General features: G+C 64.8%; 21 protein-coding genes. 16 read left to right on the top strand and 5 right to left on the bottom strand.

All coding sequences use genetic code 11. The annotated features are described in order from the left end of the window. The first annotated feature begins 95 nt into the window (after positions 1-95). The 5 genes from BMY68_RS25470 to BMY68_RS25450 all read left to right on the top strand — a co-directional run bounded on the left by BMY68_RS25470 (position 96) and on the right by BMY68_RS25450 (position 3,177). On the top strand, positions 96-836 hold the full coding sequence (locus tag BMY68_RS25470; protein WP_085533364.1) for an SDR family oxidoreductase: 741 nt from the start codon (positions 96-98) through the stop codon (positions 834-836). 33 nt (positions 837-869) lie between these two features. Then, positions 870-1,379 carry a DUF1097 domain-containing protein gene (locus BMY68_RS25465; RefSeq protein WP_062824006.1) on the top strand — a complete coding sequence of 170 codons (510 nt, stop codon included), beginning with the start codon at positions 870-872 and terminating at the stop codon, positions 1,377-1,379. A gap of 29 nt (positions 1,380-1,408) precedes the next feature. Beyond that, positions 1,409-2,305, top strand: coding sequence for an SDR family oxidoreductase (locus tag BMY68_RS25460; RefSeq protein ID WP_085533362.1), 897 nt, complete (start codon positions 1,409-1,411; stop codon positions 2,303-2,305). 73 nt (positions 2,306-2,378) lie between these two features. Beyond that, positions 2,379-2,867, top strand: a complete 489-nt coding sequence (locus BMY68_RS25455; protein ID WP_085533360.1) for a DoxX family protein — start codon at positions 2,379-2,381, stop codon at positions 2,865-2,867. 52 nt (positions 2,868-2,919) lie between these two features. After that, on the top strand, positions 2,920-3,177 hold the full coding sequence (locus BMY68_RS25450) for a hypothetical protein (protein WP_085533358.1): 258 nt from the start codon (positions 2,920-2,922) through the stop codon (positions 3,175-3,177). Positions 3,178-3,258: 81 nt separating this feature from the next. Here the strand turns inward: BMY68_RS25450 and betT are convergent, their stop codons facing one another. Together betT and epsC are read right to left on the bottom strand one after the other, a co-directional pair. Beyond that, positions 3,259-5,223, bottom strand: coding sequence for a choline transporter BetT (betT, locus tag BMY68_RS25445; RefSeq protein ID WP_123362193.1), 1,965 nt, complete (start codon positions 5,221-5,223; stop codon positions 3,259-3,261). 395 nt (positions 5,224-5,618) lie between these two features. Then, positions 5,619-6,545 carry a serine O-acetyltransferase EpsC gene (epsC, locus tag BMY68_RS25440; RefSeq protein ID WP_009041677.1) on the bottom strand — a complete coding sequence of 309 codons (927 nt, stop codon included), beginning with the start codon at positions 6,543-6,545 and terminating at the stop codon, positions 5,619-5,621. A 191-nt stretch (positions 6,546-6,736) separates the two neighbouring features. Here epsC and BMY68_RS25435 point away from each other — a divergent pair, with 191 nt between their 5' ends. The 11 genes from BMY68_RS25435 (at position 6,737) to BMY68_RS25385 (ending at position 18,370) form a co-directional block, all read left to right on the top strand. After that, positions 6,737-7,732, top strand: coding sequence for a D-cysteine desulfhydrase (locus BMY68_RS25435; RefSeq protein ID WP_085533356.1), 996 nt, complete (start codon positions 6,737-6,739; stop codon positions 7,730-7,732). Positions 7,733-8,097: 365 nt separating this feature from the next. Next, complete coding sequence (gene tcyJ, locus BMY68_RS25430; RefSeq protein WP_085533354.1) at positions 8,098-8,895, top strand: cystine ABC transporter substrate-binding protein; 798 nt, start codon at positions 8,098-8,100, stop codon at positions 8,893-8,895. 50 nt (positions 8,896-8,945) lie between these two features. Continuing rightward, the gene (tcyL, locus tag BMY68_RS25425) at positions 8,946-9,611 is read left to right on the top strand and encodes a cystine ABC transporter permease (RefSeq protein ID WP_085533779.1); all 666 of its coding nucleotides are present in this window, start codon (positions 8,946-8,948) and stop codon (positions 9,609-9,611) included. A gap of 4 nt (positions 9,612-9,615) precedes the next feature. Next, positions 9,616-10,377 carry an L-cystine ABC transporter ATP-binding protein TcyN gene (tcyN, locus tag BMY68_RS25420; protein ID WP_007925310.1) on the top strand — a complete coding sequence of 254 codons (762 nt, stop codon included), beginning with the start codon at positions 9,616-9,618 and terminating at the stop codon, positions 10,375-10,377. Between the two features lie 578 nt (positions 10,378-10,955). Then, positions 10,956-12,197 carry an SfnB family sulfur acquisition oxidoreductase gene (locus BMY68_RS25415; RefSeq protein WP_009041673.1) on the top strand — a complete coding sequence of 414 codons (1,242 nt, stop codon included), beginning with the start codon at positions 10,956-10,958 and terminating at the stop codon, positions 12,195-12,197. Positions 12,198-12,221: 24 nt separating this feature from the next. Beyond that, positions 12,222-13,427, top strand: a complete 1,206-nt coding sequence (locus tag BMY68_RS25410) for an SfnB family sulfur acquisition oxidoreductase (protein ID WP_085533352.1) — start codon at positions 12,222-12,224, stop codon at positions 13,425-13,427. Further along, positions 13,427-14,794, top strand: a complete 1,368-nt coding sequence (locus BMY68_RS25405; RefSeq protein ID WP_085533350.1) for an LLM class flavin-dependent oxidoreductase — start codon at positions 13,427-13,429, stop codon at positions 14,792-14,794. The genes BMY68_RS25410 and BMY68_RS25405 overlap by 1 nt, the downstream gene beginning before the upstream one ends. Positions 14,795-14,954: 160 nt before the next feature. Continuing rightward, positions 14,955-15,764, top strand: a complete 810-nt coding sequence (locus BMY68_RS25400) for a MetQ/NlpA family ABC transporter substrate-binding protein (RefSeq protein WP_085533348.1) — start codon at positions 14,955-14,957, stop codon at positions 15,762-15,764. A gap of 1 nt (position 15,765) precedes the next feature. Beyond that, on the top strand, positions 15,766-16,914 hold the full coding sequence (locus BMY68_RS25395; RefSeq protein ID WP_085533346.1) for a methionine ABC transporter ATP-binding protein: 1,149 nt from the start codon (positions 15,766-15,768) through the stop codon (positions 16,912-16,914). Then, positions 16,904-17,548, top strand: coding sequence for a methionine ABC transporter permease (locus BMY68_RS25390; protein ID WP_007925318.1), 645 nt, complete (start codon positions 16,904-16,906; stop codon positions 17,546-17,548). Before BMY68_RS25395 ends, BMY68_RS25390 begins: the two co-directional genes overlap by 11 nt. A 195-nt stretch (positions 17,549-17,743) precedes the next feature. Next, positions 17,744-18,370, top strand: a complete 627-nt coding sequence (locus BMY68_RS25385) for a class I SAM-dependent methyltransferase (protein ID WP_085533344.1) — start codon at positions 17,744-17,746, stop codon at positions 18,368-18,370. 109 nt (positions 18,371-18,479) lie between these two features. Here BMY68_RS25385 and BMY68_RS25380 read toward each other — a convergent pair whose 3' ends face one another. The 3 genes from BMY68_RS25380 to BMY68_RS25370 are packed head-to-tail and all read right to left on the bottom strand — an operon-like array spanning position 18,480 to position 23,703. Next, positions 18,480-21,545 (bottom strand): efflux RND transporter permease subunit, encoded by a 3,066-nt coding sequence (locus BMY68_RS25380; protein ID WP_009041668.1) that lies wholly within the window; start codon positions 21,543-21,545, stop codon positions 18,480-18,482. Then, a complete protein-coding gene (locus tag BMY68_RS25375; protein WP_009041667.1) occupies positions 21,542-22,612 on the bottom strand; it encodes an efflux RND transporter periplasmic adaptor subunit in 1,071 nt (356 codons plus the stop codon). Before BMY68_RS25375 ends, BMY68_RS25380 begins: the two co-directional genes overlap by 4 nt. Next, positions 22,609-23,703 carry an efflux RND transporter periplasmic adaptor subunit gene (locus BMY68_RS25370; protein ID WP_085533342.1) on the bottom strand — a complete coding sequence of 365 codons (1,095 nt, stop codon included), beginning with the start codon at positions 23,701-23,703 and terminating at the stop codon, positions 22,609-22,611. Before BMY68_RS25370 ends, BMY68_RS25375 begins: the two co-directional genes overlap by 4 nt. Positions 23,704-23,884 lie beyond the last annotated feature (181 nt).

Here is a 23,884-nt window from a genome sequence, read left to right as displayed (position 1 = left end):
TCAAGCCAACTCTGGCGCATTTATCACCCTGGGTAAACATGTGAATCTGCTTTCACACCACAGCCAATCACTCATTACCCAGAAGGAAATTCGCCATGACTACCCAGACTTCGAAAGTTGCCATCGTGACCGGCGCCTCCCGCGGCATCGGCGCGGTGATCGCCCGGCAACTGGCCAGCGAAGGCTTCGCCGTCGCCATCAACTACGCCAACAGCGCCAGCGAAGCCTCGGCCCTGGTGGTGGAGCTGCGCCAGGCCGGCCACCGGGCCATAGCAGTCAAGGCCGATGTGGCCAATGCCGATGACGTGCGCCGCCTGTTCGACGAAACCGAAACCCAACTGGGCAAGGTCGACGTGCTGATCAACAACGCCGGCATCCTTAAAGTCCTGCCGCTGGCGCAACACACGGACGAACTGTTCGACCAGAACTTCAACATCCACGCTCGCGGCACCTTCAACACCCTGCGTGAAGCCGCGACTCGCCTGAACGGCGGCGGGCGCATCGTCAATTTCTCCAGCAGCACCGTCGGCATGAACCTGCCGGGTTACGCGGTGTACATCGCCAGCAAAGCGGCGGTGGAATCCCTGACCCAGGTGTTCGCCAAGGAAATGCGCGGTCGCAATATCACCGTCAATGCAGTGGCACCGGGCCCAGTGGCCACCGACCTGTTCCTGCACGGCAAGAGCGAAGAGCAGATCCAGGGCTTCGCCAAGATGGCCCCACTGGAGCGCCTGGCTCAACCCGAAGATATTTCCCGCGTCGTGTCCTTCCTGGTTAGCCCTGATTCGGCCTGGGTCAACGGCCAGGTCCTGCGGGCCAACGGCGGGCTCGTCTGAGCCACCTCACCCACGGTCGAAGGAGCCACGCTCATGAATCACTCCACCGCGACACCCGCCCGTAGCGGGCAGACGAAACCGATGTTCATCCTGTTCACCGCGGTGGCCGCCGCCACCGCCGCATTGGCGGCGGGCTCCAGCCTGCTGCTGAGCCTGCCGGTCTGGGCCATGTTCGTTGGCTGGGTGGCGTTCTTCAGCCGCGGCCTGACCCTGCGCGACGGCCTGGTCAACCTGGGCTGCGTGCTGATGGGCCTCGCCGTCGGCATGGGCGCGGCGCTGAGCATTGGCGCACTGAGCCCAAGCCTCGGCCCCTGGGCCCTGCCGCTGGTGGTGTTCGTGGTGGCGATGCTCGTGGTGTCGCTGCGCAGCCTGCGGGTGATGAATAACATCGTCGCCTACTTCCTCGGCCTGATCGCCTGGTTCGCCGCGCACCTGGAACCCTCCCTGGAAAGCTTCGCCGAACTCGGCGGTGCTGGAGCCCTGGGCACCTTCGCCGGCTGGCTGTCCCACGCCGTACAACAACGCCTGCCCCGGCGAGCCTGAAACCACCCTCACCTGAAGAGATCAATGCCATGCAATCCGTCATCCTGATTACCGGCGCCTCCAGTGGTTTTGGCGCCCTGACCGCCCGCGCCCTCGCCGACGCCGGCCACATCGTCTACGCCAGCATGCGTGAAACCCTGGGCCGCAATGCGCCGCAAGTGGCCGAGGTGCGGCGCTACGCCGATGAGCACCGGGTCGATTTGCGCAGCGTCGAACTGGACGTCGCCTCCAGCGCCTCGGTCGAGGCCGGTGTCGCCCGGATAGTCGCCGACTGCGGCCGGCTGGACGTGATCATCCACAACGCCGGGCACATGGCCTTCGGCCCCGCCGAAGCCTTCACCGCCGAACAGTTCGCCCAGCTCTACGACATCAACGTACTGAGCACCCAGCGGGTCAACCGCGCGGCCCTGCCGCAACTGCGCAAGCAGGGCCGGGGGCTGGTGCTGTGGGTATCCTCCAGCAGCGCCCGTGGCGGCACCCCGCCCTACCTGGCGCCGTACTTCGCGGCCAAGGCGGCGATGGACTCCCTGGCGGTGTCCTATGCCGGGGAGCTGGCGCGCTGGGGCGTGGAGACCTCGATCATCGTGCCGGGCGCCTTCACTCAGGGCACCAACCACTTCGCGCACTCCGGAGCCCCGGCCGACCAAGCCCGCGCCGCCGAGTACAACCAGGGCCCCTATGCCGGCGTGCCGGAGCAGGCACTCAACGGCCTGGCCGCTCTGGAGCCGGCTGACGCCGATGTCGCCGAGGTGGCCAGGGCCATCGTCGAGATCGTCGGCCTGCCCTTCGGCACCCGGCCGTTGCGCCGGCACATCGACCCGTCCCAGGACGGTGCCGAAATCGTCAATGCCATGGCCGACCGGGTACGCGCCGAGATGTTCCGCCGCATCGGCCTGGAAGACCTGCTCAAGCCCGCCGTTCGCTAAAACAACGACATGGATGGCCCGGGCATTCCCCGGGCCATCAGTGCTTTCCACCGGCTTATTCGCGGAGACACTCATGCGCCCGACCACCGACTCGCCAGCCCCACGCAACACCCTGCTGATCCCGGCCCTCGCCCCTCTGTACCGCATTGGCGAGCCCCTGTCCTATGCCCTGCTGCGGGTCTGTTATGGCGTGATCATGATCAGCCACGGCCTGCCGAAATTGCTGGGCCAGGCCCACGGCTCGATGGCCGACCCTCTGGCGGCCTCGATCAACCTGATCCAGAACGTCCTGCATTTGCCGGCGCCAGCGCTGATCGCGCTGTTCGTGGCGCTCCTGGAAGGCGTCGGCGGGTTGCTCCTGGCCCTCGGCCTGGGGACGCGCCTGCTCGCCGCCATGATGGGCATGCAGATGCTGACCATCGCCGGCCTGCTCGGCCCCACCTGGCCATGGATCGACCGGGGCATGGAATACCCGGTCCTGTTGGCGTTTTTGTCGTTCTACATTCTGTTTCGCGGAGCAGGACGCTACTCCCTGGACCACACTCTAGGTCGGGAGCTTTGAACCGCCATCGACCCTGGGCCCACCCCTGAATTCCGCCCGCGAGGACTTCGTCATGCATACCGCGATCATTACCTCCTTCGGCCTGGCCCTGCTGGCGCTGATGCTGTTTATCGGCGAGAAGATCGGCCTCGGTCGCCAGACCCTGGCCTACAGTTTCGTCGTACTCTGGCTGGCGCTGACGGTGATCAACGGCGCGGTGGGGATGGTCCACGCCGGCCAGCCCCTGAGCACGGAGCTGGCGGTCGGCAGTGTGGTGTTCGGCGTGCCGGTGGCGGCGCTGGTGTTGTTCACGGTATTGAGCCGGGGCTGAAACAACCGCGGGCAAGCCCCACTCCCGATTTCCACCAGGAGCAAGGCTTGCCCGCGATAACGCTGTTGCGGCTGCCCGCGATCAACGCACCAGATGCAGGAACTGCATATGGCGTTCGTACTGGTCGAGGATGTCGTTGATGATCTGCTCCTTGGTGTAGCCCATCAGGTCGTAGTCCTGGCTACCCTCGGCCAGGTGCACCTCGGCCCGGTAGTAACGCCGGTTGCGCATCTCCTTGGGCCCCATGCCGCCACGGGCGAAGGACGGGGTGAAGTAGCCGCGCATCTGCACCTGATAGACGAACGGATGCTGGTCGCCATGGCCGATTTCCAGGCTGACGTTGTCGTTGGCCGGGTCCGGCTGGGTGATCACGTTCAAGCCTTTCTCGACGAACACCGCGGTCACTTCTTCGATGGCCGGGCGCACCGTCTGGTCGAGGAAGCGATAGACCTCGTCGCGCGACGGGAAATGCACCGCCTGGCTCAGGCGCTGGCGCCAGCCACCCTTGCCACGCCGCGAAGACGACGACACCGGCGCCAGCGAATGCAACTGGGCGATCTGCTTCTGCGACTCGAGGTAGAAGGCCTTGTGCAGCCCCCACATCATCAGCAGCAGGATCATCGAGAACGGCAGCGAGGTCAGCACCACCGCCGACTTCAGCGAATCGATGCTGCCGGCGAACAGCAGCGCGCTGGTGACCAGCGCGGTCATCGCGCCCCAGAACACCCGCAGCCATTTCGGCCCGTCTTCATCGGCATTGCCGCCACGGGCCGACAGGGTCGAGAGCACCACGGTGCCGGAGTCGGCCGAGGTGACGAAGAACACGAAGCTGATGAACACCGTCACGGCGATGACGGTCTTGCTCCAGGGGTAGGTTTCCAGCAGCAGGTAGAGGGTCATCGAGGGGTTCTCGATGGCCGACATGCCCAGCGCGCTCATGCCGTGGTTGAGCACCTGGTCGATGGCACTGTTACCGAAGATCGACATCCAGGCCAGGGTGAAGCCCAGGGGAATCAGCAGCACGCCGAACACGAATTCACGGATGGTCCGGCCACGGGAAATCCGCGCGATGAACAGGCCCACGAACGGCGACCATGCGATCCACCAGGCCCAGTAGAAGACGGTCCAGCCGCCCAGCCAGTCGCTGGGTTCGTCATAGGCGTAGAGGTCGAAACTCTTGGTCGGCAAGGCGCCGAGGTAATCGCCGAGGTTCTGGATCAGGGTGTTGAGCAGGTGCTGGGTGGGGCCGGCGAACAACACGAACAGCAGCAGCGCACAGGCCAGCAGCATGTTGATGTCGGACATCACCCGCACGCCCTTGTCGACGCCGGACACCGCGACAATGATCGCCGCGCCCATCATCAGGGTGATCAGGCCCACCTGGACCCACTGGGTGTGGGCGATGCCGAACAGATAATCCAGGCCGGAGTTGAGGTGCAGCACGCCAAAGCCCATGTCGGCGCCGAGGCCGAACACCGTGGCGATGATGCCGAAGCCATCCACCGCGTAGCCGATGGGGCCGTTGATGCGCTTGCCGATCAGCGGGTACAGCGCCGAACGCAGGGCCAGCGGCAGGTTATGCCGGTAGGCGAAATACGCCAGGGCCATGCCGACGAAGGCGAACACACCCCAGCCATGCAGGCCCCAGTGCAGGAAGAGAATCTGCATGGCCTGGCGCGCCGCATCCGCGGTCCCGGCCTCGCCCTGGGGCGGTTGCAGCATGTGGGTCAGGGGTTCCGACACACAGAAGAAAAACAGCGTGATGCTGATCCCGGCGGCGAACAGCATGCCGGCCCAGGACAGGTAACTGAATTCCGGTTCGTCGTGGTCGGCACCGAGCTTGATCTTGCCGTAGCCGGACAAGGCGGTGACCACCACGAAGATCAGGTACAGGGTCATGGCCAGCATGTAGTACCAGCCGACCGTATTGGCCGCCCAGTTTTGCGCGGCCAGCAGCCAGGCACCGGCTTGTTCCGGCAGGGCAATGACCACCAGGCCGAAGGCCAGGATAAAGCTCGCGGCGAAGTAGAACACCGGCGGATTCATGCGGATCAGGCCGCTGGCGGGAATGGACGATGCACTCATGAAACGTGCACCTCGAGGGGGTAAAACGCGGCTGAAAAGATCGGACTCAGCAAAGGTAAGCCTCCTGTTGTGAGCGGGCAGCGAGCTGCCGGTTTAACTTGAACAAGCGTTCAAGTTAAACACGGATAGGCACGCAAGGACTAATCGCCGGGCTCGGCGGTCGCCTGATTTCGCAGGTTTTAAGAAAGGTCTGATGTGTCGCGGAGGGAATCGTTCAGCGCTAAATAGCGCGATCTCTGTAGCCGCTGCCGAAGGCTGCGCCAAGGCCCGCAGGGCCTGCAAAAGACCCAAGTGCGGCGCTCCTCTCGGGGCGATCGCAGCCTGCGGCAGCGGCTACATGATGCAAGCACCCCGGCTTATTTTTGCGACCCATCGTCATGCTGCAGGTTGGCCTGGGTCAGGTTGCAGCCTGCCGGCACGCTGCGGGTCAGCCAGACGTTGCCACCGATGGTCGAGCCCTTGCCGATGGTGATGCGCCCGAGGATGGTCGCGCCGGCGTAGATCACCACGTCGTCCTCGACGATCGGGTGGCGCGGGTGGCCCTTCTGCAACTGGCCGTCCTCGTCCGCCGGAAAGCGTTTGGCGCCCAGGGTCACCGCCTGGTAGATGCGTACACGCTCGCCGATGATCGCGGTCTCGCCGATCACCACACCGGTGCCGTGGTCGATGAAGAAGCTGCGGCCGATCTGCGCCCCCGGGTGAATGTCGATGCCGGTGGCCGAGTGGGCGATTTCCGCGCTGATCCGCGCCAGCAGCGGCAGGCCGGCGCGATACAGATGGTGGGCCAGGCGATGGTGGATCACCGCCAGAATGCCCGGGTAGCACAGCAGCACTTCGTCGACGCTGCGCGCCGCGGGGTCGCCGTGGTAGGCGGCCAGCACATCGGTATCGAGCAACACCCGCAGGCCCGGCAGGGCCAGGGCGAAATCCTGGATGATGCGGATGGCCCTGGCGTTGACGTCTTCGTCCGCCTCGCCGCTCTGGCGCGCGGCATAACGCAGTTCCAGGCGGGTCTGGGCGAGCAGCGCATTGAGGGCCGCGTCCAGGGTGTGGCCGACGTAGAAGTCCTCGCTTTCCTCGCGCAGGTCCACCGGGCCCAGGCGCATCGGGAACAAGGCCCCACACAGCGCCTCGAGAATCTCGGCCATGGCCGCGCGCGACGGCAGTTCCCGACCGCCCTGCTCACCACTGACCCGCCCGTTGCGGGTACGCCACTGGTCGCGGGCATCACGCAGTTGACCGACTATGGTCTGCAATTGCCAATGGCTGGAACGCTCGCTCACGATAAGACTCCTCACTCAGGCGGCCGGACGGTCTGGCCGCGTAAACGACGTCACTTTACGGTATGCGTCCCAGGCCAAATTAAGAACTAATTGTGCTGGCCTAAGTACCTTTTGGCATAAGCGATTGACGGTTGCCCCGGTAAATATCGCTGCCTATAGTCCCTGACACCTCTGACAACCTGTGCGGCCTCATGATCAAACGACAGCTCGACCGTTTTAACCGTCTCGACCTGCTGGGCGGCGCCACCGCCCTGGAAAAACTCGAACGCCTGTCCACCTGGCTGGGCCGCGATGTCTACGTCAAGCGCGACGACACCACGCCGCTGGCCATGGGCGGCAACAAGCTGCGCAAACTCGAATACCTGGCCGCCGATGCGCTGGCCCAGGGCGCGGACACCCTGATCACCGCGGGCGCCATCCAGTCCAACCATGTGCGCCAGACCGCGGCCCTGGCCGCCAAGCTCGGCCTGGGCTGCGTCGCCCTGCTGGAAAACCCCACCGGTACCGATGACGGCAATTACCTGGGCAACGGCAACCGCCTGCTGCTCGACCTGTTCGACGCCAAGGTCGAGCTGGTGGAGAACCTGGACAACGCCGACGAGCAGTTGCAGGCCCTGGCCGAGCGCCTGCGCAGCAGCGGCAAGCAGCCGTACCTGGTGCCGGTTGGCGGCTCCAACGCCCTCGGCGCGCTGGGTTACGTGCGCGCCGGCCTGGAGCTGGCGGAGCAAATCAACAACAGCGGGCTCGACTTCGCCGCCGTGGTGCTGGCCTCGGGCAGCGCCGGCACCCACAGCGGCCTGGCCCTGGCCTTGAGCGAAGTGTTGCCGCAGTTGCCGGTGATCGGCGTCACCGTGTCGCGCACCGACGAAGCGCAACGGCCGAAGGTCCAGGGCCTGGCCGAGCGCACCGCCGAATTGCTCGGGGTGGCGCTGCCGGAGAGCTTCAAGGTGGAGTTGTGGGACGAATATTTCGCCCCGCGTTATGGCGAACCGAATGCCGGCACCCTGGCCGCGGTAAAGCTGCTGGCGAGCCAGGAAGGCCTGCTGCTGGACCCGGTCTACACCGGCAAGGCCATGGCCGGCCTGCTCGACGGCATCGGCCGCCAGCGCTTCGACGACGGCCCGATCATCTTCCTGCACACCGGCGGCGCGCCGGCGCTGTTCGCTTATGCCGGCTCGTTTGCATAACAAATGCCTGTAGCCGCTGGCGCAGCCTGCGCTCGGCGGCGCAGCCGTCGTAAAACCTGCATATGCGGCGTCTCGGAAGAGACACGTTCGCCGGATTTGCACCTGCTACGTCGGAATGCCGCCCAATCGATCGCAGCCTGCGGCAGCGGCTACAAAGATTGAGAATCTTTATATTTACAAAAAGCATAACAATGTGAATTTATATTATTTTTACATCTATAAGCAGCCACTTATAGTCGCGACGCAGGCGAATTTGCCGCGAGACGCATACGCTGCATTTAGTGCAGGATAAGGCGCTCGTTACCGCTCACCGATTGACCTGCATCTCCCAACCGCATCTGCATAAGAAAACACAGGGGCTTGTCATGATTTTTTCCGCACTACGTCGAAATATCCTCGTTGGCTCGCTGGGCCTGGTCCTCGGTGCCGGTTTGCTGGGGCAAGCGGTTGCCGGTGAGCAACTGCAGAAGATCAAGGACGCCGGCACCATCAATGTCGGCCTGGAAGGCACTTATCCACCGTTCAGCTACGTCGACGAAAGCGGCAAGCTGGCCGGCTTCGAAGTCGAGTTCTCCGAAGCCCTGGCGCAGAAGCTGGGCGTGAAGGTCAAACTGCAGCCGACCAAGTGGGACGGCATCCTCGCCGCCCTGGAGTCCAAGCGCCTGGACGCGGTGATCAACCAGGTGACCATCTCCGATGAACGCAAGAAGAAATACGACTTCTCCACCCCCTACACCGTTTCCGGCATCCAGGCCCTGACCCAGAAGAAGAACGAAGGCAAGTTCAAGACCGCCGCCGACCTGGCCGGACACAAGGTCGGTGTCGGCCTGGGCACCAACTACGAACAATGGCTCAAGGACAATGTGCCGCAAGCCATCATCAAGACCTACGACGATGATCCGACCAAGTACCAGGACCTGCGCGTAGGCCGTATCGACGCGATCCTGGTGGACCGCCTGGCCGCCTTCGAACTGATCAAGAAAACCAACGACACCCTGGCTATTTCCGGCGAACCCTTCTCCCGCCAGGAAGCCGGCGTGGCCCTGCGCAAAGGCGAACCCGAACTGCTGGCCGCGGTGAACAAGGCAATCGAGGAACTGCGCGCCGACGGCACGCTGAAAAAGCTCTCGGAAAAATACTTCAACGCTGACGTCACTCAATAATGGAAGCAGGTTTTCAGTTCGAACTGTCTTTCCCGCAGTTGAGCCAGCAAATCGCCGAAACCACGCAGCTGTTGCTGAACTCCGCGCCCTTTCTGCTCAAGGGCGCGTATTTCACGATCATCCTCAGCCTCGGCGGCATGTTCTTCGGATTGGCGCTGGGTTTCGCCCTGGCGCTGATGCGCCTGTCGCGCTTCAAGCTGCTGAGCTGGATCGCCCGCGTCTATGTGTCGTTCTTTCGCGGCACGCCGTTGCTGGTGCAACTGTTCGTGATCTATTACGGCTTGCCGCAGCTGGGTATCGAGCTTGACCCACTGCCGGCGGCGCTGATCGGCTTCTCGTTGAACATGGCGGCCTACGCCTGCGAGATCCTGCGCGCGGCCATCGGCTCCATCGAGCGCGGGCAGTGGGAAGCGGCGGCCAGCATCGGCATGACCCGGGCCCAGACCCTGCGCCGGGCGATCCTGCCGCAAGCCATGCGCACGGCCCTGCCGCCCCTGGGCAACAGCTTTATCTCGCTGGTCAAGGACACCGCCCTGGCCGCTACTATCCAGGTCCCGGAACTGTTCCGCCAGGCGCAGCTGATCACCGCCCGGACCTTCGAAGTCTTCACCATGTATCTTGCCGCCGCGCTGATCTACTGGGTTCTGGCCAGCGTGCTGGCGCACCTGCAGAACCGACTGGAAGAGCGGGTCAATCGGCACGACCAGGAGTCCTGAACCCATGATTGTGGTTGAAAAACTGACGAAGCAGTTCAAGGGTCAGACCGTCCTCAATGGCATCGACCTGACGGTGGCGGAAGGCGAAGTGGTCGCCATCATCGGCCCCAGCGGCTCGGGCAAGACCACCTTTTTGCGCTGCCTGAATTTCCTCGAAGAACCTACCAGCGGCCGGATCAAGGTCGGCAACATCGAAATCGATGGCAGCCGCCCGCTGACCCAGCAGCAGGGCCTGGTGCGGCAACTGCGCCAGCAGGTGGGTTTCGTGTTCCAGAACTTCAACCTGTTCCCCCATCGCACCGCGCTGGAAAACGTCATCGAAGGCCCGCTGGTGGTGAAGAAGACGCCCCGCGAGCAGGCGCTGGCCCTGGGTCGCGGGCTGCTGGCCAAGGTTGGCCTGGCGGGCAAGGAAGACGCCTATCCGCGGCGCCTCTCCGGCGGCCAGCAACAGCGCGTGGCGATTGCCCGGGCGCTGGCGATGGAGCCGGAGGTAATCCTGTTCGACGAGCCGACCTCGGCCCTCGATCCGGAGCTGGTGGGCGAAGTGCTGGCGACCATCCGCGGCCTGGCCGAGGAGAAACGCACTATGGTCATCGTCACCCACGAAATGGGCTTCGCCCGCGACGTGGCCAACCGGGTGATCTTCTTCGACAAGGGGGTGATCGTCGAACAGGGCGAAGCCAAGGCGCTGTTCGCCAACCCCAGGGAAGAACGCACCCGGCAATTCCTCAGCAAGTTCCTCACCTCGGGCCATCCCCAGGCCTGAGCGGCGCCCTCGCTGCCGAGCCCAGGATGGGCTGTGCAGCGAATGCAAACCCGCCATCACATTCCGCCAGACACATTGCATACGCCGGTTTACGACGGCTACGCCGCCGCGCGCAGGCTGCGCCAGCGGCTACAGAAACCACGCTCCCTTGTAACCACGCGCCCCTGTAATCACATCCCCTGTAGCCGCTGCCGAGCAACGCGAGGCTGCGATCGGTCTGGGCGGCATTCCGACACAGCGGCCGCCAGGCCCGCCACTGCATTGCGCCGGGAAAACCGTATACCCCGGTTTTACGACGGCTGCGCCAGCGGTTACAGGCCTCAGATCTATCTCAAATTACCCTTCGCCTTTTCCTACCTGCCGTATACGTAAACCCCTTCTATACATATTCCTAAAAGTTAGTTTATTTAATTTTTATACGCGCATAGGGTATATGCACCGGACCACCGGACATTCTTGAACCCGATTTCGCCGCCCACGGCGCGGCACTTCCAAAGATGTGAGGTAGGTATGGTCCGGAACACAATCACCCCAGTGCAGATCGCCAGGGCATTGCGTGCAGCCAAGGAGTGGCACTGATGTCCAATCTGGCCGATGCAAATGTCCAGAGCGATCTGGATGTCGCCCCCCTGTTGTTGCCCGCACGGGTTCTGCTGAACGACGCAGAAGCCCTTCAAGCCGCCCATGAACTGGCCACCGTCGCTCGCCAGCAGGCGGCCCGGCGCGACCAGCAGCGCAAGCTGCCGTGGGCGGAAATCGAACATTTCACCCGCAGTGGCCTGGGCAGTATTGCCATCCCCCGTGAGTACGGCGGCCCGCAGGTTTCCTTCGTCACCCTGGCCGAAGTCTTCGCGATCATTTCCGCGGCCGATCCGGCCCTGGGACAGATCCCGCAGAACCAGTTCGGCATTCTCAACCTGATCCTCGGCAGCGCCACCGAACGGCAGAAAAAGCAGCTGTTCCAGAGCGTGCTGGAAGGCTGGCGCATCGGTAACGCCGGCCCGGAGCGCGGGACCAAAAACACCCTGGAACTCAAGGCACGAATCACCGCCGACGGCGACGGTTACCTGCTCAATGGCCAGAAGTTCTATTCCACCGGCGCCCTGTTCGCCCACTGGGTGGCGGTCAAGGCGTTGAACGACGACGGCAAGCAAGTATTGGCCTTCGTCCGCCGCGGCACCCCGGGGCTGCGCATCGTCGACGACTGGTCGGGCTTCGGCCAGCGCACCACCGCCAGCGGCACCATTTTGCTCAACAACGTGCGGGTCGATGCCGACCTGGTGGTGGACAACTGGCGCATCAACGAGTCGCCGAATATCCAGGGCGCGGTCTCGCAGTTGATCCAGGCGGCCATCGACGCCGGCATCGCCCGCGCCGCCATCGACGACGCCATCAGCTTCGTGCGTGAACGCTCGCGGCCGTGGGTCGACGCCAACGTCGAACGGGCCAGCGACGACCTGTATGTGATCGCCGACATCGGCAAGCTGAAAATCGAACTGCACGCCGCCGAAGCCCTGCTACGCAAGGCCGGCCAGGTGCTGGACCAGGTCAGCGCCGCGCCGATCAGCGCCGAGTCCGCGGCCCGCGCCTCGATCGCCGTGGCCGAAGCCAAGGTGCTGACCACCGAGATCTCCCTGCTGGCCAGCGAGAAACTCTTCGAGCTGGCCGGCAGCCGCGCCACCCTCGCCGAGTTCAACCTCGACCGGCACTGGCGCAACGCCCGGGTCCACACCCTGCACGATCCGGTGCGCTGGAAATACCACGCCGTCGGCACCTATCACCTGAACGGCACCCTGCCGGCTCGCCATTCCTGGATTTAAGCGACCAGATCTCTGGAGAAGTACATGACTCTTTCTCAACACGTCGCGGTCATAACCAGCGATGAGCAAGCCCTGATCGTCGCCAGCGACCTGGCCGAGGATTTCAAGCGCGACAGCGCCCTGCGCGACCGCGAACGTCGCCTGCCTCACCCCGAACTCGAAGCCTTTTCCCGCTCCGGCCTGTGGGGCATCAGCGTGCCCAGGGAATACGGCGGTGCCGGTGTGTCCAACGTCACCCTGGCCAAGGTCATCGCCCTGATCGCCCAGGCCGACGGCTCCCTGGGGCAGATCCCGCAGAACCATTTCTACGCCCTCGAAGTGCTGCGGGTGAACGGCAGCGAGGCGCAGAAAAAACGCCTGTACGCCGAGGTCCTGGCCGGCCAGCGCTTCGGCAATGCCCTGGCCGAGCTGGGCACCAAGACCGCCCACGACCGCACCACTCGCCTGACCCGGGACGTGCAGGACGGACGCGACGGCTATCGCATCAACGGTCGCAAGTTCTATTCCACCGGCGCCCTCTATGCCCAGCGCATCCCCACCTCGGTGGTGGATGAACAGGGCGTGCAGCAACTGGCCTTCGTTCCGGCGGGCAGCCGGGGCCTGAACGTGATCGACGACTGGAGCGGCTTCGGCCAGCGCACCACCGGCAGCGGCTCGGTGGTATTCGAGGACGTGTTCGTCGCCGCCGAGGACGTGATTCCCTTTCAGAGCGCCTTCGAGCGCCCGACCACCGTCGGCCCGCTGGCGCAGATTCTCCACGCAGCCATCGACACCGGTATCGCCCGCGCCGCCTATGAGGACGCCCTGCATTTCGTGCGCACCAAGACCCGGCCGTGGATCGACTCCGGCAACGACAAGGCCAGCGAAGACCCACTGACCCTCAAGAGCTTCGGCCACCTGAGCATTCGCCTGCACGCCACCGAGGCGTTGCTGGAGCGCTCCGGGGAGTTCCTCGACGCCGCCCAGGCCGAGCCCAACGCCGAGACCGTGGCCGCCGCCTCCATCGCGGTCGCCGAGGCCCGCGCCATCAGCACTGAAATCTCCCTGGCCGCCGGCAGCACCCTGTTCGAACTGGCCGGCAGCCAGGCGACCCTGGCCGAACACGGCCTGGACCGTCACTGGCGCAACGCCCGGGTGCACACCCTGCACGACCCGGTGCGCTGGAAGTACCACGCGGTGGGCAACTACTACCTCAACCAGACGAACCCGCCACTGCGGGGGACTATCTGATGAGCGCTCTGGAGAAAGGCAAAAAAAAGATCCTGCTCAATGCCTTCAACATGAATTGCATCGGGCACATCAACCACGGCCTGTGGACCCACCCGCGGGACACCTCGACCCAGTACAAGACCCTCGAATACTGGACCGAGCTGGCGCAGCTGCTGGAGCGCGGACTGTTCGACGGGCTGTTCATCGCCGACATCGTCGGGGTCTACGACGTCTACCAGAACTCGGTGGACGTGACGCTCAAGGAGTCGATCCAGCTGCCGGTCAACGACCCGCTGCTGCTGGTTTCGGCCATGGCCGCGGTGACCCGCAACCTCGGCTTCGGCCTCACCGCCAACCTCACCTACGAGCCGCCATACCTGTTCGCCCGGCGCATGTCGACGCTGGACCACCTGAGCCGCGGCCGGGTCGGCTGGAACATCGTCACCGGCTACCTCGACAGCGCCGCCAAGGCCATGGGCCTGAGCGAACAGGCCGAACACGACCGGCGCTACGATCAGGCCGACGAATACCTGCAAGTGCTCTACAAACTCTGGGAAGGCAGCTGGGAAAACGACGCGGTGATCAACGACCGCGAACAGCGGATCTACGCCCGGCCGGAGAAGGTGCACAAGGTCGAGCACAAGGGCGAGTTCTATCAGGTCGAGGGCTATCACCTGTGCGAACCCTCGCCGCAGCGCACGCCGGTGCTGTTCCAGGCCGGCAGTTCCGATCGCGGCCTGCTGTTCGCCGGGCGCCACGCCGAATGCGTGTTCATCAGCGGGCAGAACAAAGCCACAACCCGCGCCCAGGTGGACAAGGTCCGCGCCAGCGCCGTGGCGGCCGGGCGCAATCCCGAGGACATCAAGGTGTTCATGGGGCTCAACGTGATAGTCGCCGCGACCGAGGAGCTGGCCTGGAAGAAGCACGCCGAATACCGCAGCTACGCCAGCGCCGAAGCCGGGGTGGCGCATTTCTCGGCGTCCACCGCCATCGACTTTTCCCAGTACGAGATCGACGAACCGATCCAGTACGTGAAGAGCAACGCCATCCAGTCGGCCACCAAGAACCTGCAGAACAACGACTGGACCCGACGCAAGCTGCTCGACCAGCACGCCCTGGGCGGGCGCTACATCACCGTGGTCGGCTCGCCGCAGCAGGTGGCCGACGACCTCGAATCCTGGATCGCCGAGACTGGCCTGGACGGCTTCAACCTGACCCGCATCGTCACCCCGGAAAGTTATGCCGACTTCATCGACCTGGTGATCCCCGAGCTGCAACGCCGCGGCTCGTACAAGACTGCCTACGACAACGGCACCCTGCGCGAAAAGCTGTTCCAGCGCGAGGCGCAATTACCGGAGCAACACAGCGGATCCACCTATCGCCACTAACCCTGTAGCCGCTGCCGAAGGCTGCGATCGGTCTGGGCGGCATTCCGTACGAAGAGGACGTGCTCTTGAGATCGTTGGAAGGCCCTTCGGGCCTTATCGCAGCCTGCGGCAGCGGCTACAGGTCACCTGAATATCTAACGCACTGACTGGAACCAAAACCATGAAAAGCAAACGCCTCAGCCACCCAGTCAAAGCACTGGCCCTCGCCCTCGGACTGTTCGCCAGCGCGGTATTCGCCGCCGACGCGCCGCTGAAAGTCGGCACCACCGCCGCCTTCGCCATCCCCCTGGAGGCCGCCGTCGAAGAGGCCGGCAAACAGGGCCTGAAAGTCGAGCTGGTGGAGTTCAGCGACTGGATCGCGCCGAACGTCAGCCTGGCCGCCGGCGATATCGACGTGAACTACTTCCAGCACATCCCGTTCCTGGAAAACGCCAAGGCCGCCGCCGGTTTCGACCTGGTGCCGTTCGCCCCGGGGATCATCAACAACGTCGGCCTGTACTCGAAAAAATACAAAAGCTTCGACGAGCTGCCCGAAGACGCCACGGTGGCCATCGCCAACGACCCGATCAACAGCGGCCGCGGCTTGCAGCTGCTGGCCAAGGCCGGCCTGATCAGCCTCAAGCCGGGGGTCGGCTACAAGGCCACCGAGGACGACATTGTCGCCAACCCGAAAAAGCTGAAGATCCTCCAGGTCGAGGCCGTGCAACTGGTACGCGCCTATGACGACGCCGACCTGGTGCAGGGCTACCCGGCCTATATCCGCCTGGCCAAGACCTTCGATGCCGGTTCGGCACTGCTGTTCGACGGCCTCGACCACAAGGAATACGTGATCCAGTTCGTGATCCAGCCCAAGAGCAAGACCGACCCGCGGCTGATCAAGTTCGTCGATATCTACCAGCATTCGCCGGCGGTGCGCGCCGCCCTGGACAAAGCCCACGGCAAGCTCTACCAAGCCGGCTGGGAAGGTTGAGATGAGCGTCGCCTACCTTGCGCACAAGTCGCCGAACCAACCGCCCGAACAGCGGCAGGACGCGCAGCAGACCGAGCTGCATCCAGAACTGAACCAGGCCCACGTGCGCTTCATCGGCCTGACCAAGACCTACCAGGGCCAGCAAGGCCCGGTGCAGGCCCTGCACGGGATCGACCTGGCGATCCAGCGCGGCGAAGTGTTCGGCATCATCGGCCGCAGCGGCGCCGGCAAGTCGTCGCTGATCCGCACCATCAACCGCCTGGAACAGCCTTCGGGCGGCCGGGTGCTGATCGATCAGGTGGACATCGGCGACTTTGACGAAGACCGTCTGGTGGAGCTGCGCCGGCGCATCGGCATGATCTTCCAGCACTTCAACCTGATGTCGGCCAAGACCGTGTGGCAGAACGTCGAGCTGCCGCTGAAGGTGGCCGGCGTGCCCAAGGAACAGCGCGAGCGCAAGGTCCGCGAACTGCTGGAACTGGTGGGCCTGAAAGACAAGCACAAGGCCTACCCGGCGCAGCTCTCGGGCGGGCAGAAACAGCGGGTGGGCATCGCCAGGGCGCTGGTCCACGACCCGGCGATCCTACTGTGCGACGAGGCCACCTCGGCGCTGGACCCGGAGACCACCCAGTCGATCCTCGGCCTGCTCAAACAGATCAACCAGCGCCTGGGCCTGACCATCATCCTGATCACCCACGAGATGGCGGTGATCCGCGATATCTGCGACCGAGTGGTGGTGCTCGAGCATGGGCATATCGTCGAGCAGGGGCCGGTCTGGGAAGTGTTCGGCAACCCGCAGCACGAGGTCAGCAAGACCCTGCTGGCGCCCTTGCAGCACGGCTTGCCAGAAGAGTTGCAAAACCGCCTGCAGGCCCAGCCGAAGTCTTCCGACGCGGCGGTGGTGTTACGCGTGCGGTTCACCGGCAGGAGCAGCGACGAGCCGGACCTGGCCGCGCTGTTCGGCACCCTGGGCGGGCGCGTGCGGCTGCTGCACGGCGGCGTGGAGCGGATCCAGGGGCATGCCCTGGGGCAATTGCTGCTGGCGGTCAGCGGCTCGTCCCTGGGCGCCGAGGAGCAACGTTTGCGCGCGCAGCACTTTTTGCACAAGCAATGGACACAACAGGTAGAGGTGCTGGGTTATGTGGTTTGATCGCTTGCTCCAGGGCGTTATCGATACCTTCCTGATGGTCGGCGTGTCGTCGCTGATCGCGCTGCTGGCGGGCATTCCGCTGGCGGTGATCCTGGTCACCAGCGGCAAGGGCGGGATCTATGAAGCGCCCAGGCTGAACAGCGTGCTGGGGGCCTTCGTCAACCTGTTCCGCTCGATCCCGTTCCTGATCCTGATGGTGGCGCTGATCCCCTTCACCCGGCTGATTGTCGGCACTACCTACGGCGTCTGGGCCGCCGTGGTGCCACTGACCATCGCCGCCACGCCGTTCTTCGCGCGGATCGCCGAGGTCAGCCTGCGCGAGGTCGACCACGGCCTGATCGAAGCCGCCCAGGCCATGGGCTGCCGGCGCTGGCACATTGTCTGGCATGTGCTGTTGCCCGAGGCGCTGCCGGGCATCGTCGGCGGCTTCACCATCACCCTGGTGACCATGATCAACTCCTCGGCCATGGCCGGGGCCATCGGCGCCGGTGGCCTGGGGGACATCGCCTATCGCTACGGCTACCAGCGTTTCGACAGCCAGATCATGCTCACGGTGATCGTGCTGCTGGTGATCCTCGTCGCGGCGATCCAGCTCGGCGGCGACCGCCTGGCGCGGGTGCTCAACAAGCGTTGAGAAACGCCACCTTCGTTGTGACGAATAACCTGTAGCCGCTGCCGCAGGCTGCGATAAGGCCCGAAGGGCCTTCGAGGCCTTCAAGAGCACGTCCTCTTCGAGGCCGATCGCAGCCTTCGGCAGCGGCTACGGGACGGTTTCGGCCGTGGGCATGGGGTATATTCAGCCTCATATCCCCAGCCAACGAATCCCGCCATGAAACTCGCTCCCGACGACCTCGACCAGATCACCTCCACCACCCTGGGTCACTACAACCAGGTGGCCGAAGATTTCCGCGAAGGCACCCGCGACCACGATGTCAGCCAGAACATCGATGCGCTGCTTCGACATATCCAGGGCACGGCGCCCTTCACCCTGCTGGACTTCGGCTGCGGCCCCGGGCGCGACCTGCAAACCTTCACGCGCCTGGGTCATATCGCGGTCGGCCTCGACGGCTCCGAGCGTTTTGCCCAGATGGCCCGGGACGACAGCGGCTGCGAGGTCTGGCAGCAGGACTTTCTCAAGCTCGACCTGCCCGCCGAGCGCTTCGACGGCATCTTCGCCAACGCCGTGCTGTTTCATATCCCCTCGCAGGAGTTGCCGCGGGTGCTGCGCCAACTGCACGCCACGCTGAAACCCGGCGGCGTGCTGTTCAGCTCCAACCCGCGCGGCGACAACCGCGAAGGCTGGAACGGCGCGCGTTATGGCGCCTACCACGACCTGGCGGCCTGGCAGCATTTGCTCACCGCGGCAGGGTTTGTCGAGCTGGAGCATTACTACCGGCCCGCCGGCCTGCCGCGGGAGCAGCAGCCGTGGCTGGCGAGCGTGTGGCGCAAGGTTTGAGCCTGCGTCGTTATTAAGCCTTTTTCGCGAGCACGCTCGCTCCTACAGATTGAACACATTCCCCTGTAGGAGCAGCCGGTCGACGCTCGATTGCTCGCGATAGCGGTCCTCAGGCTGCCTCCTTCTTCGGTTCCTGGATCTTGTACCAGGCCACATACAGCGCCGGCAGGAACAGCAGCGTCAGCAGGGTGGCGACGATGATGCCGCCGATCATGGCGTAGGCCATCGGCCCCCAGAACACTTCCCGGGCGATGGGGATCATGCCCAGGCTGGCCGCCGCGGCGGTCAGCAGGATCGGCCGGCGCCGGTGCTCGGTGGCTTGCACCACCGCATCCCAGGGTGAATACCCGGCGTGCTCGAACTCATCGATCTGGGTCACCAGGATCACCGAGTTGCGGATGATGATGCCGATCAGCGCGAGAATCCCGAGGATCGCCACAAAGCCCATGGGCGTGCCCGTCGGCACCAGGGCCAGGACCACGCCGATCAGCCCCAGGGGCGCGACACTGGCCACCAGGAACAGTTTCTGCACGCTGTGCAGCTGGATCATCAGGAAAGTCGCCATGAGGAACAGCATCAACGGCACCACCTTGGCGATCGGCCCCTGGGCCTTGCCGCTCTCCTCCACCGTACCGCCGGTGGCCACCGAATAACCGACCGGCAGGCTGGCGGCGAACTTGTCGATGTCGGGCTTGAGCAACCTGACCAGGTCGGTCGGCTGGATTTCGTCACGCACCGAGGCCTTGATGGTGATGGTCGGCTTGCGGTCACGGCGCCAGACCAGCGGCTGCTCCAGTTCGTAACGCACGGTGGCGAAGGCCAGCAGCGGAATCGAGGTGCCGTTGGGGTTGACGATCTGCAGGTTCTGCAGGGTTTCCGGGGAACCGCGCTCGCTGTCGTCGGCCCGGCCGACCACGTTGATCAGGTAGATGTCGTCATGCACCTGGGTCACGGTGGAGCCACTGACGATGCTGTTCATCAACTGCGCCACGTCCTCCGAAGACAGCCCCAACTGGCGGGCCTTGTCCTGGGCGATGTCGATGCGCAGCACTTTGCCCGGCTCGTTCCAGTCGTAGATGATCTCGCCGATGTGCGCGTTCTTGTCCAGTTCGGTGGCCAGCTCGATGGCGTGCTTGCGCACCTGGTCGATGTCCTTGCCGCTGACCCGGTACTGGATCGGCCGCCCCACCGGCGGGCCCATTTCCAGGGCCTGGACGTAGCTGCCGATACCGACAAAGTCGTCGCGCAGGCGTTTTTTCAGGCGTTCGGTCAACGCCGTGCGCGACTCCAGGCCCTTGCTGACGATCACCAGCTGCGCGTAGTAGGGGTTCTGCAGTTGCTGGTCCAGCGGCAGGTAGAAACGGATCGCGCCTTCGCCGATGTAAGTGCTCCAGCGCTCGATGTCCGGGTCGTCCTTGAGGGTCGCCTCCAGGCGATCCACCGCCATGCGGGTCTCGGCGATCGAGGCGTTCTGCGGCAGGTTGAGGTCGACGAGAATCTCCGGTCGGTCCGAGGACGGGAAGAACTGGTTCTGCACGAAGCGCATGCCGACCACCGACAGCACGAACGCCAGGACGGTGATACCGATGGCCCACCAGCGGTTGCGCATGGCCCACAGCAGGCCGCCGTTGAAAGCGCGGCCGATGCGGCCCGGCTCTTCGGAGTGGGGCTTCACATTGGTGCTGAGGATATGCACGCCGATCACCGGGGCGAACAGCACGGCGACTATCCACGACACCAGCATGGCCACGGCGATCACCGCGAACAGGGTGAAGGTGTACTCGCCGGCGGAACTGGCGTTGAGGCCGATGGGCACGAAGCCGGCGACCGTCACCAGGGTCCCGGTGAGCATGGGGAAGGCGGTGGAGGTGTAGGCGAAGGTCGCCGCCTGCTCTTTGCTCTCGCCCATCTCCAGGCGCGTGACCATCATCTCCACGGTGATCATCGCGTCGTCCACCAACAGGCCCAGGGCGATGATCAACGCACCGAGGGAAATCCGCTGCATGGTGATGCCGCTGTATTCCATGAAGACGAAAACCATCGCCAGCACCAGCGGGATCGAGCACGCCACCACCAGCCCGGCGCGCACGCCCAGGCTGACGAAACTCACCACCAGCACGATCACCACCGCCTCGAACAGCGCGCTGGTAAAGCCGCCGACGGCTTTTTCCACCACCTCGGCCTGGTCCGACACCGTGTGTACGCCTACGCCCACCGGCAGCTCGGCGGTGAGCTGGTCCATCTTGGCGTGCAGGGCCTTGCCGAAGTCCTGGATGTTGCCACCCTTCTTCATGGCGATCGCCAGGCCGATGGCCGGCTGGCCGTTGAAGCGAAACTGCGGCGTCGAAGGATCGACGTAGCCGCGGCTGATCTCGGCGATATCCGCCAGGCGATAGAAGCGCTCGTTGAGCCGCAGGTTGACCGTGGCCAGGTCTTTCTCGGAAGCGAACTGCCCCGAGGTGCGCACGGAAATCCGCTCCGGCCCGGCCTCGATCACCCCGGCCGGGGTCACCGCATTCTGCGATTGCAGGCTCTGCAGGACCTGGCGCTGGTCGATGCCCAGCGCCGCCAGCTTGCGTGTGGAGAAGTTCAGGTAGATGACTTCGTCCTGCTCGCCGACCATCTCCACCTTGCCCAGGTTCGGCACCTCGCGGACCTCGGCGCGCACCTGCTCCACGTAGTCGCGCAGCTGGCGCATGCTCAGGCCGTCGGCGGTAAAGGCATAGACCGAGCCGAACACGTCACCGAATTCGTCGTTGAACCCCGGCCCTTGCAGGCCCTGGGGGAAGTCGCCGCGAATGTCGTTGATCTTCTTGCGCACCTGGTACCAGATCTCGGGAATGTCCTTGCCGCTGGTGGTGTCGCGCAGGTAGACGAACACCGTCGACTCGCCGGGGCGGGTGTAGCTTTTCACGTAGTCGAGGGAGTCCAGCTCTTCGAGTTTTTTCTCGATGCGGTCGGTGACCTGCTTGAGGGTTTCCTCCTGGGTCGCGCCCGGCCAGCGGGTCTGGATGACCATGGTCTTGATGGTGAAGGACGGGTCTTCCTCGCGCCCCAGGTTCATGTAGGAGAACACGCCCATCAGCAGGGCGACGAACATCAGGTACCAGACGAACGACTGATGCCTGATGGCCCACTCGGATAAATTGAAGCTCCCTTTTGTGGCCGGCGTCATCGTGGGCTGCCCTCGTCGATTTTGACTTTCTGCCCCGGTTTGAGGCTGTTCACTCCGGCGCTCACCACCCGCTCGCCGATTTTGATCCCGCTGCCGATCAATGCCGAATCATGGTCCCGGCTGAGCACCGTGACCTCGCGCGGCGCCACGGTCCGTGCCTGCGGGTCGACGATCCAGACCCGGGTCTGGCCGTCCACTTCCTGCAGGGCCGATAGCGGCACCTCGGTGCGCGGGACGATGGCGGAGCTGAGGGTCACGCTGATGGCCGTGCCGAGGCGGAACGCTTCGGGGGTTTCGGTCAGGGTCAGGCGCGAGCGCCGGGTGCGGGTGGCGCTCTGCGCCTGGGGTTCGATTTCACGCACGATGGCGGTGGTGTTGATGCTCGGGTCCAGCTGCGAGGCGACCTTGAACACCACGTCGGCCGGCAACTGGTCCACCAGCGTCGCCGGCAGGTCGATCACCGCTTCCTTGATGTCCGGACGGGCCAGGGTCACCACCTGCTGGCCGGCGCTGACCACCTGGCCGGCCTCGGCGTTCCAGGCGGTGACCACGCCGCCGTGATCGGTGCGCAGCTCGCTGTAGGCGAGTTGGTCGCGGGCCTGGCTGACCGCGGCCCTGGCCTGGTCCAACGAAGCGCGGGTGGTTTTCAGGTCGGTCTGGGCGATATCCAGCTGCGCCTGGGCACCGACGCCACGGTCGAACAATTGCTGCTGGCGCCGGGCGTTGGCCTGGGCATTGATCCATTGCGCCTCGATCCGGGCCAGGTCGCCCTGGGCGGAACGCAACTGGTTCTGCTGGTCGGTGGGGTCGAGGGTGGCGAGCAAGGCGCCCTTGCCCACCTCGGCGCCGACGTCGACATTGCGATTGGCGATGCGCCCCGGCACCCGGAAACCGAGGTTGGTTTCATAGCGGGCCTGGATGCTCCCGGCGAACCGCCCGAGGCTTTCCTCGGACTCGGCGCGCACCTCGAACGACAGCACCGGACGCACCGGCTCGGGCGCCGGTTCTTCCTTGGAACAGGCGCCCAGCGTCAGGCCGGCGCACAACAGCAGGGACAGGCGCTTCATGGCTGGGCTCCTTGGGTGCCGGTCTCGGCAACGATCTCGACGAGCATCCCCGGGTGCAACAACTGGCCGCCGGCGATCACCACTTTTTCGCCGCCCTTGAGGCCGTCGCTGATGATCACCTTGCCGGTCTGGTAACGCCCCACCGTGACGGTGTGCAGGGTAGCCTTGCCGTCCTCGCCCACCAGCCATACGGCCGGCTCGTTGAGGTTCTTGGTCAGCGCCGCCCAGGGCAGCTCGACACTGGCCTGGCCGGCCGCGTGGGCGCTGGCGCTGACCACCGAGCCCAGGTCCATGCCCGCCGGCAGGCCGTCGAGGGCCACCTTGACCTGCACCGTGCCGCTCTGCGCCGACACCACCGGGGTGACTTCACGCACCTTGCCGGTGGTCTTGATGTTCGGGTTGTCCAGCAGGCTGACGGTGATCGCGCCTTGCTTCGGCGGGGCCACCAGCAGCGATTCGTAGACGTTGAACACGGCGTCGCGCTCGCCGTCGCGGGCCAGGCTATAGATCGGCACCGTGGCCTGCACCACCTGGCCGACTTCGGCCTGGCGCGCGGTGATCACCCCCGGCGCGTCGGCGATCAGCGCGGTGTAGCTCAGTTGCTCGCGGGCGTTGGCCAACTGCGCCTGGGCCGCGCTCAGGGCGCTCTGGCTGCTACGCAGCGCCGCCTGGGCGGCATCGTATTCGCTCTGGCTGGTGTAGCCCTTGGGCAGGAGTTTCTGCTGGCGGACGAAGGCCGCGCTGGTCTGCTTGACCCGTGCCTGCTCGGCGAACACCGAGGCGGCGGCGGAATCGACATTGGTCTGCAGGTCTTTCGGGTCGAGCCGGGCCAGGACCTGTCTGGCCGTGACCCGGTCGCCGACGTCGACCAGGCGCTGGATGATCTTGCCGCCGACGCGGAACGACAACTCAGTCTGCACCCGCGCCTGCACATCGCCGGTCAGGGTCACCTGCGCGGCGAAATCGCGGGTCTGCACTTGCTGCACGCGCACCCGCGGCCGCTCCTTTTCGCTCGGTTTTTCCGCGCCACAACCGCTCAGTAGAGCAGCCAGCATCAAACCCACTATCCACTTCGATTCGAGACCAGCCATGCAGGCTCCTTGGCGCGACGCCATCGTACAGGTGACGATACGACTGTGAGCTTAGAACAGGGTTCCACTGCTGCGCGCGGGCTGCTGCGGAACAAATGCGTAATGGTTGATCGGCTGAGCAACGAGGACGTCGTGACGCGCGGAGTTTCAGGTTCTGCGAACCTGATCGCGAGCAAGCTCG

The organism is Pseudomonas sp. NFACC41-3 (assembly GCF_900109505.1).
In the GTDB taxonomy this organism is placed as follows: domain Bacteria; phylum Pseudomonadota; class Gammaproteobacteria; order Pseudomonadales; family Pseudomonadaceae; genus Aquipseudomonas; species Aquipseudomonas chlororaphis.
Note: the sequence above shows the minus strand (reverse complement) of the source record. Positions and strands in the feature narration are given on the sequence as shown.

What these genes read in the sequence shown, in the direction of transcription:
- BMY68_RS25470 (WP_085533364.1), top strand. Translation starts at nt 96, where the DNA reads ATGACTACCCAGACTTCGAAAGTTGCCATCGTGACCGGCGCCTCCCGC.
- BMY68_RS25465 (WP_062824006.1), top strand. Translation starts at nt 870, where the DNA reads ATGAATCACTCCACCGCGACACCCGCCCGTAGCGGGCAGACGAAACCG.
- BMY68_RS25460 (WP_085533362.1), top strand. Translation starts at nt 1,409, where the DNA reads ATGCAATCCGTCATCCTGATTACCGGCGCCTCCAGTGGTTTTGGCGCC.
- BMY68_RS25455 (WP_085533360.1), top strand. Translation starts at nt 2,379, where the DNA reads ATGCGCCCGACCACCGACTCGCCAGCCCCACGCAACACCCTGCTGATC.
- BMY68_RS25450 (WP_085533358.1), top strand. Translation starts at nt 2,920, where the DNA reads ATGCATACCGCGATCATTACCTCCTTCGGCCTGGCCCTGCTGGCGCTG.
- betT (WP_123362193.1), bottom strand. Translation starts at nt 5,223, where the DNA reads ATGAATCCGCCGGTGTTCTACTTCGCCGCGAGCTTTATCCTGGCCTTC.
- BMY68_RS25435 (WP_085533356.1), top strand. Translation starts at nt 6,737, where the DNA reads ATGATCAAACGACAGCTCGACCGTTTTAACCGTCTCGACCTGCTGGGC.
- tcyJ (WP_085533354.1), top strand. Translation starts at nt 8,098, where the DNA reads ATGATTTTTTCCGCACTACGTCGAAATATCCTCGTTGGCTCGCTGGGC.
- tcyN (WP_007925310.1), top strand. Translation starts at nt 9,616, where the DNA reads ATGATTGTGGTTGAAAAACTGACGAAGCAGTTCAAGGGTCAGACCGTC.
- BMY68_RS25415 (WP_009041673.1), top strand. Translation starts at nt 10,956, where the DNA reads ATGTCCAATCTGGCCGATGCAAATGTCCAGAGCGATCTGGATGTCGCC.
- BMY68_RS25410 (WP_085533352.1), top strand. Translation starts at nt 12,222, where the DNA reads ATGACTCTTTCTCAACACGTCGCGGTCATAACCAGCGATGAGCAAGCC.
- BMY68_RS25405 (WP_085533350.1), top strand. Translation starts at nt 13,427, where the DNA reads ATGAGCGCTCTGGAGAAAGGCAAAAAAAAGATCCTGCTCAATGCCTTC.
- BMY68_RS25400 (WP_085533348.1), top strand. Translation starts at nt 14,955, where the DNA reads ATGAAAAGCAAACGCCTCAGCCACCCAGTCAAAGCACTGGCCCTCGCC.
- BMY68_RS25395 (WP_085533346.1), top strand. Translation starts at nt 15,766, where the DNA reads ATGAGCGTCGCCTACCTTGCGCACAAGTCGCCGAACCAACCGCCCGAA.
- BMY68_RS25390 (WP_007925318.1), top strand. Translation starts at nt 16,904, where the DNA reads ATGTGGTTTGATCGCTTGCTCCAGGGCGTTATCGATACCTTCCTGATG.
- BMY68_RS25385 (WP_085533344.1), top strand. Translation starts at nt 17,744, where the DNA reads ATGAAACTCGCTCCCGACGACCTCGACCAGATCACCTCCACCACCCTG.
- BMY68_RS25380 (WP_009041668.1), bottom strand. Translation starts at nt 21,545, where the DNA reads ATGACGCCGGCCACAAAAGGGAGCTTCAATTTATCCGAGTGGGCCATC.
- BMY68_RS25375 (WP_009041667.1), bottom strand. Translation starts at nt 22,612, where the DNA reads ATGAAGCGCCTGTCCCTGCTGTTGTGCGCCGGCCTGACGCTGGGCGCC.
- BMY68_RS25370 (WP_085533342.1), bottom strand. Translation starts at nt 23,703, where the DNA reads ATGGCTGGTCTCGAATCGAAGTGGATAGTGGGTTTGATGCTGGCTGCT.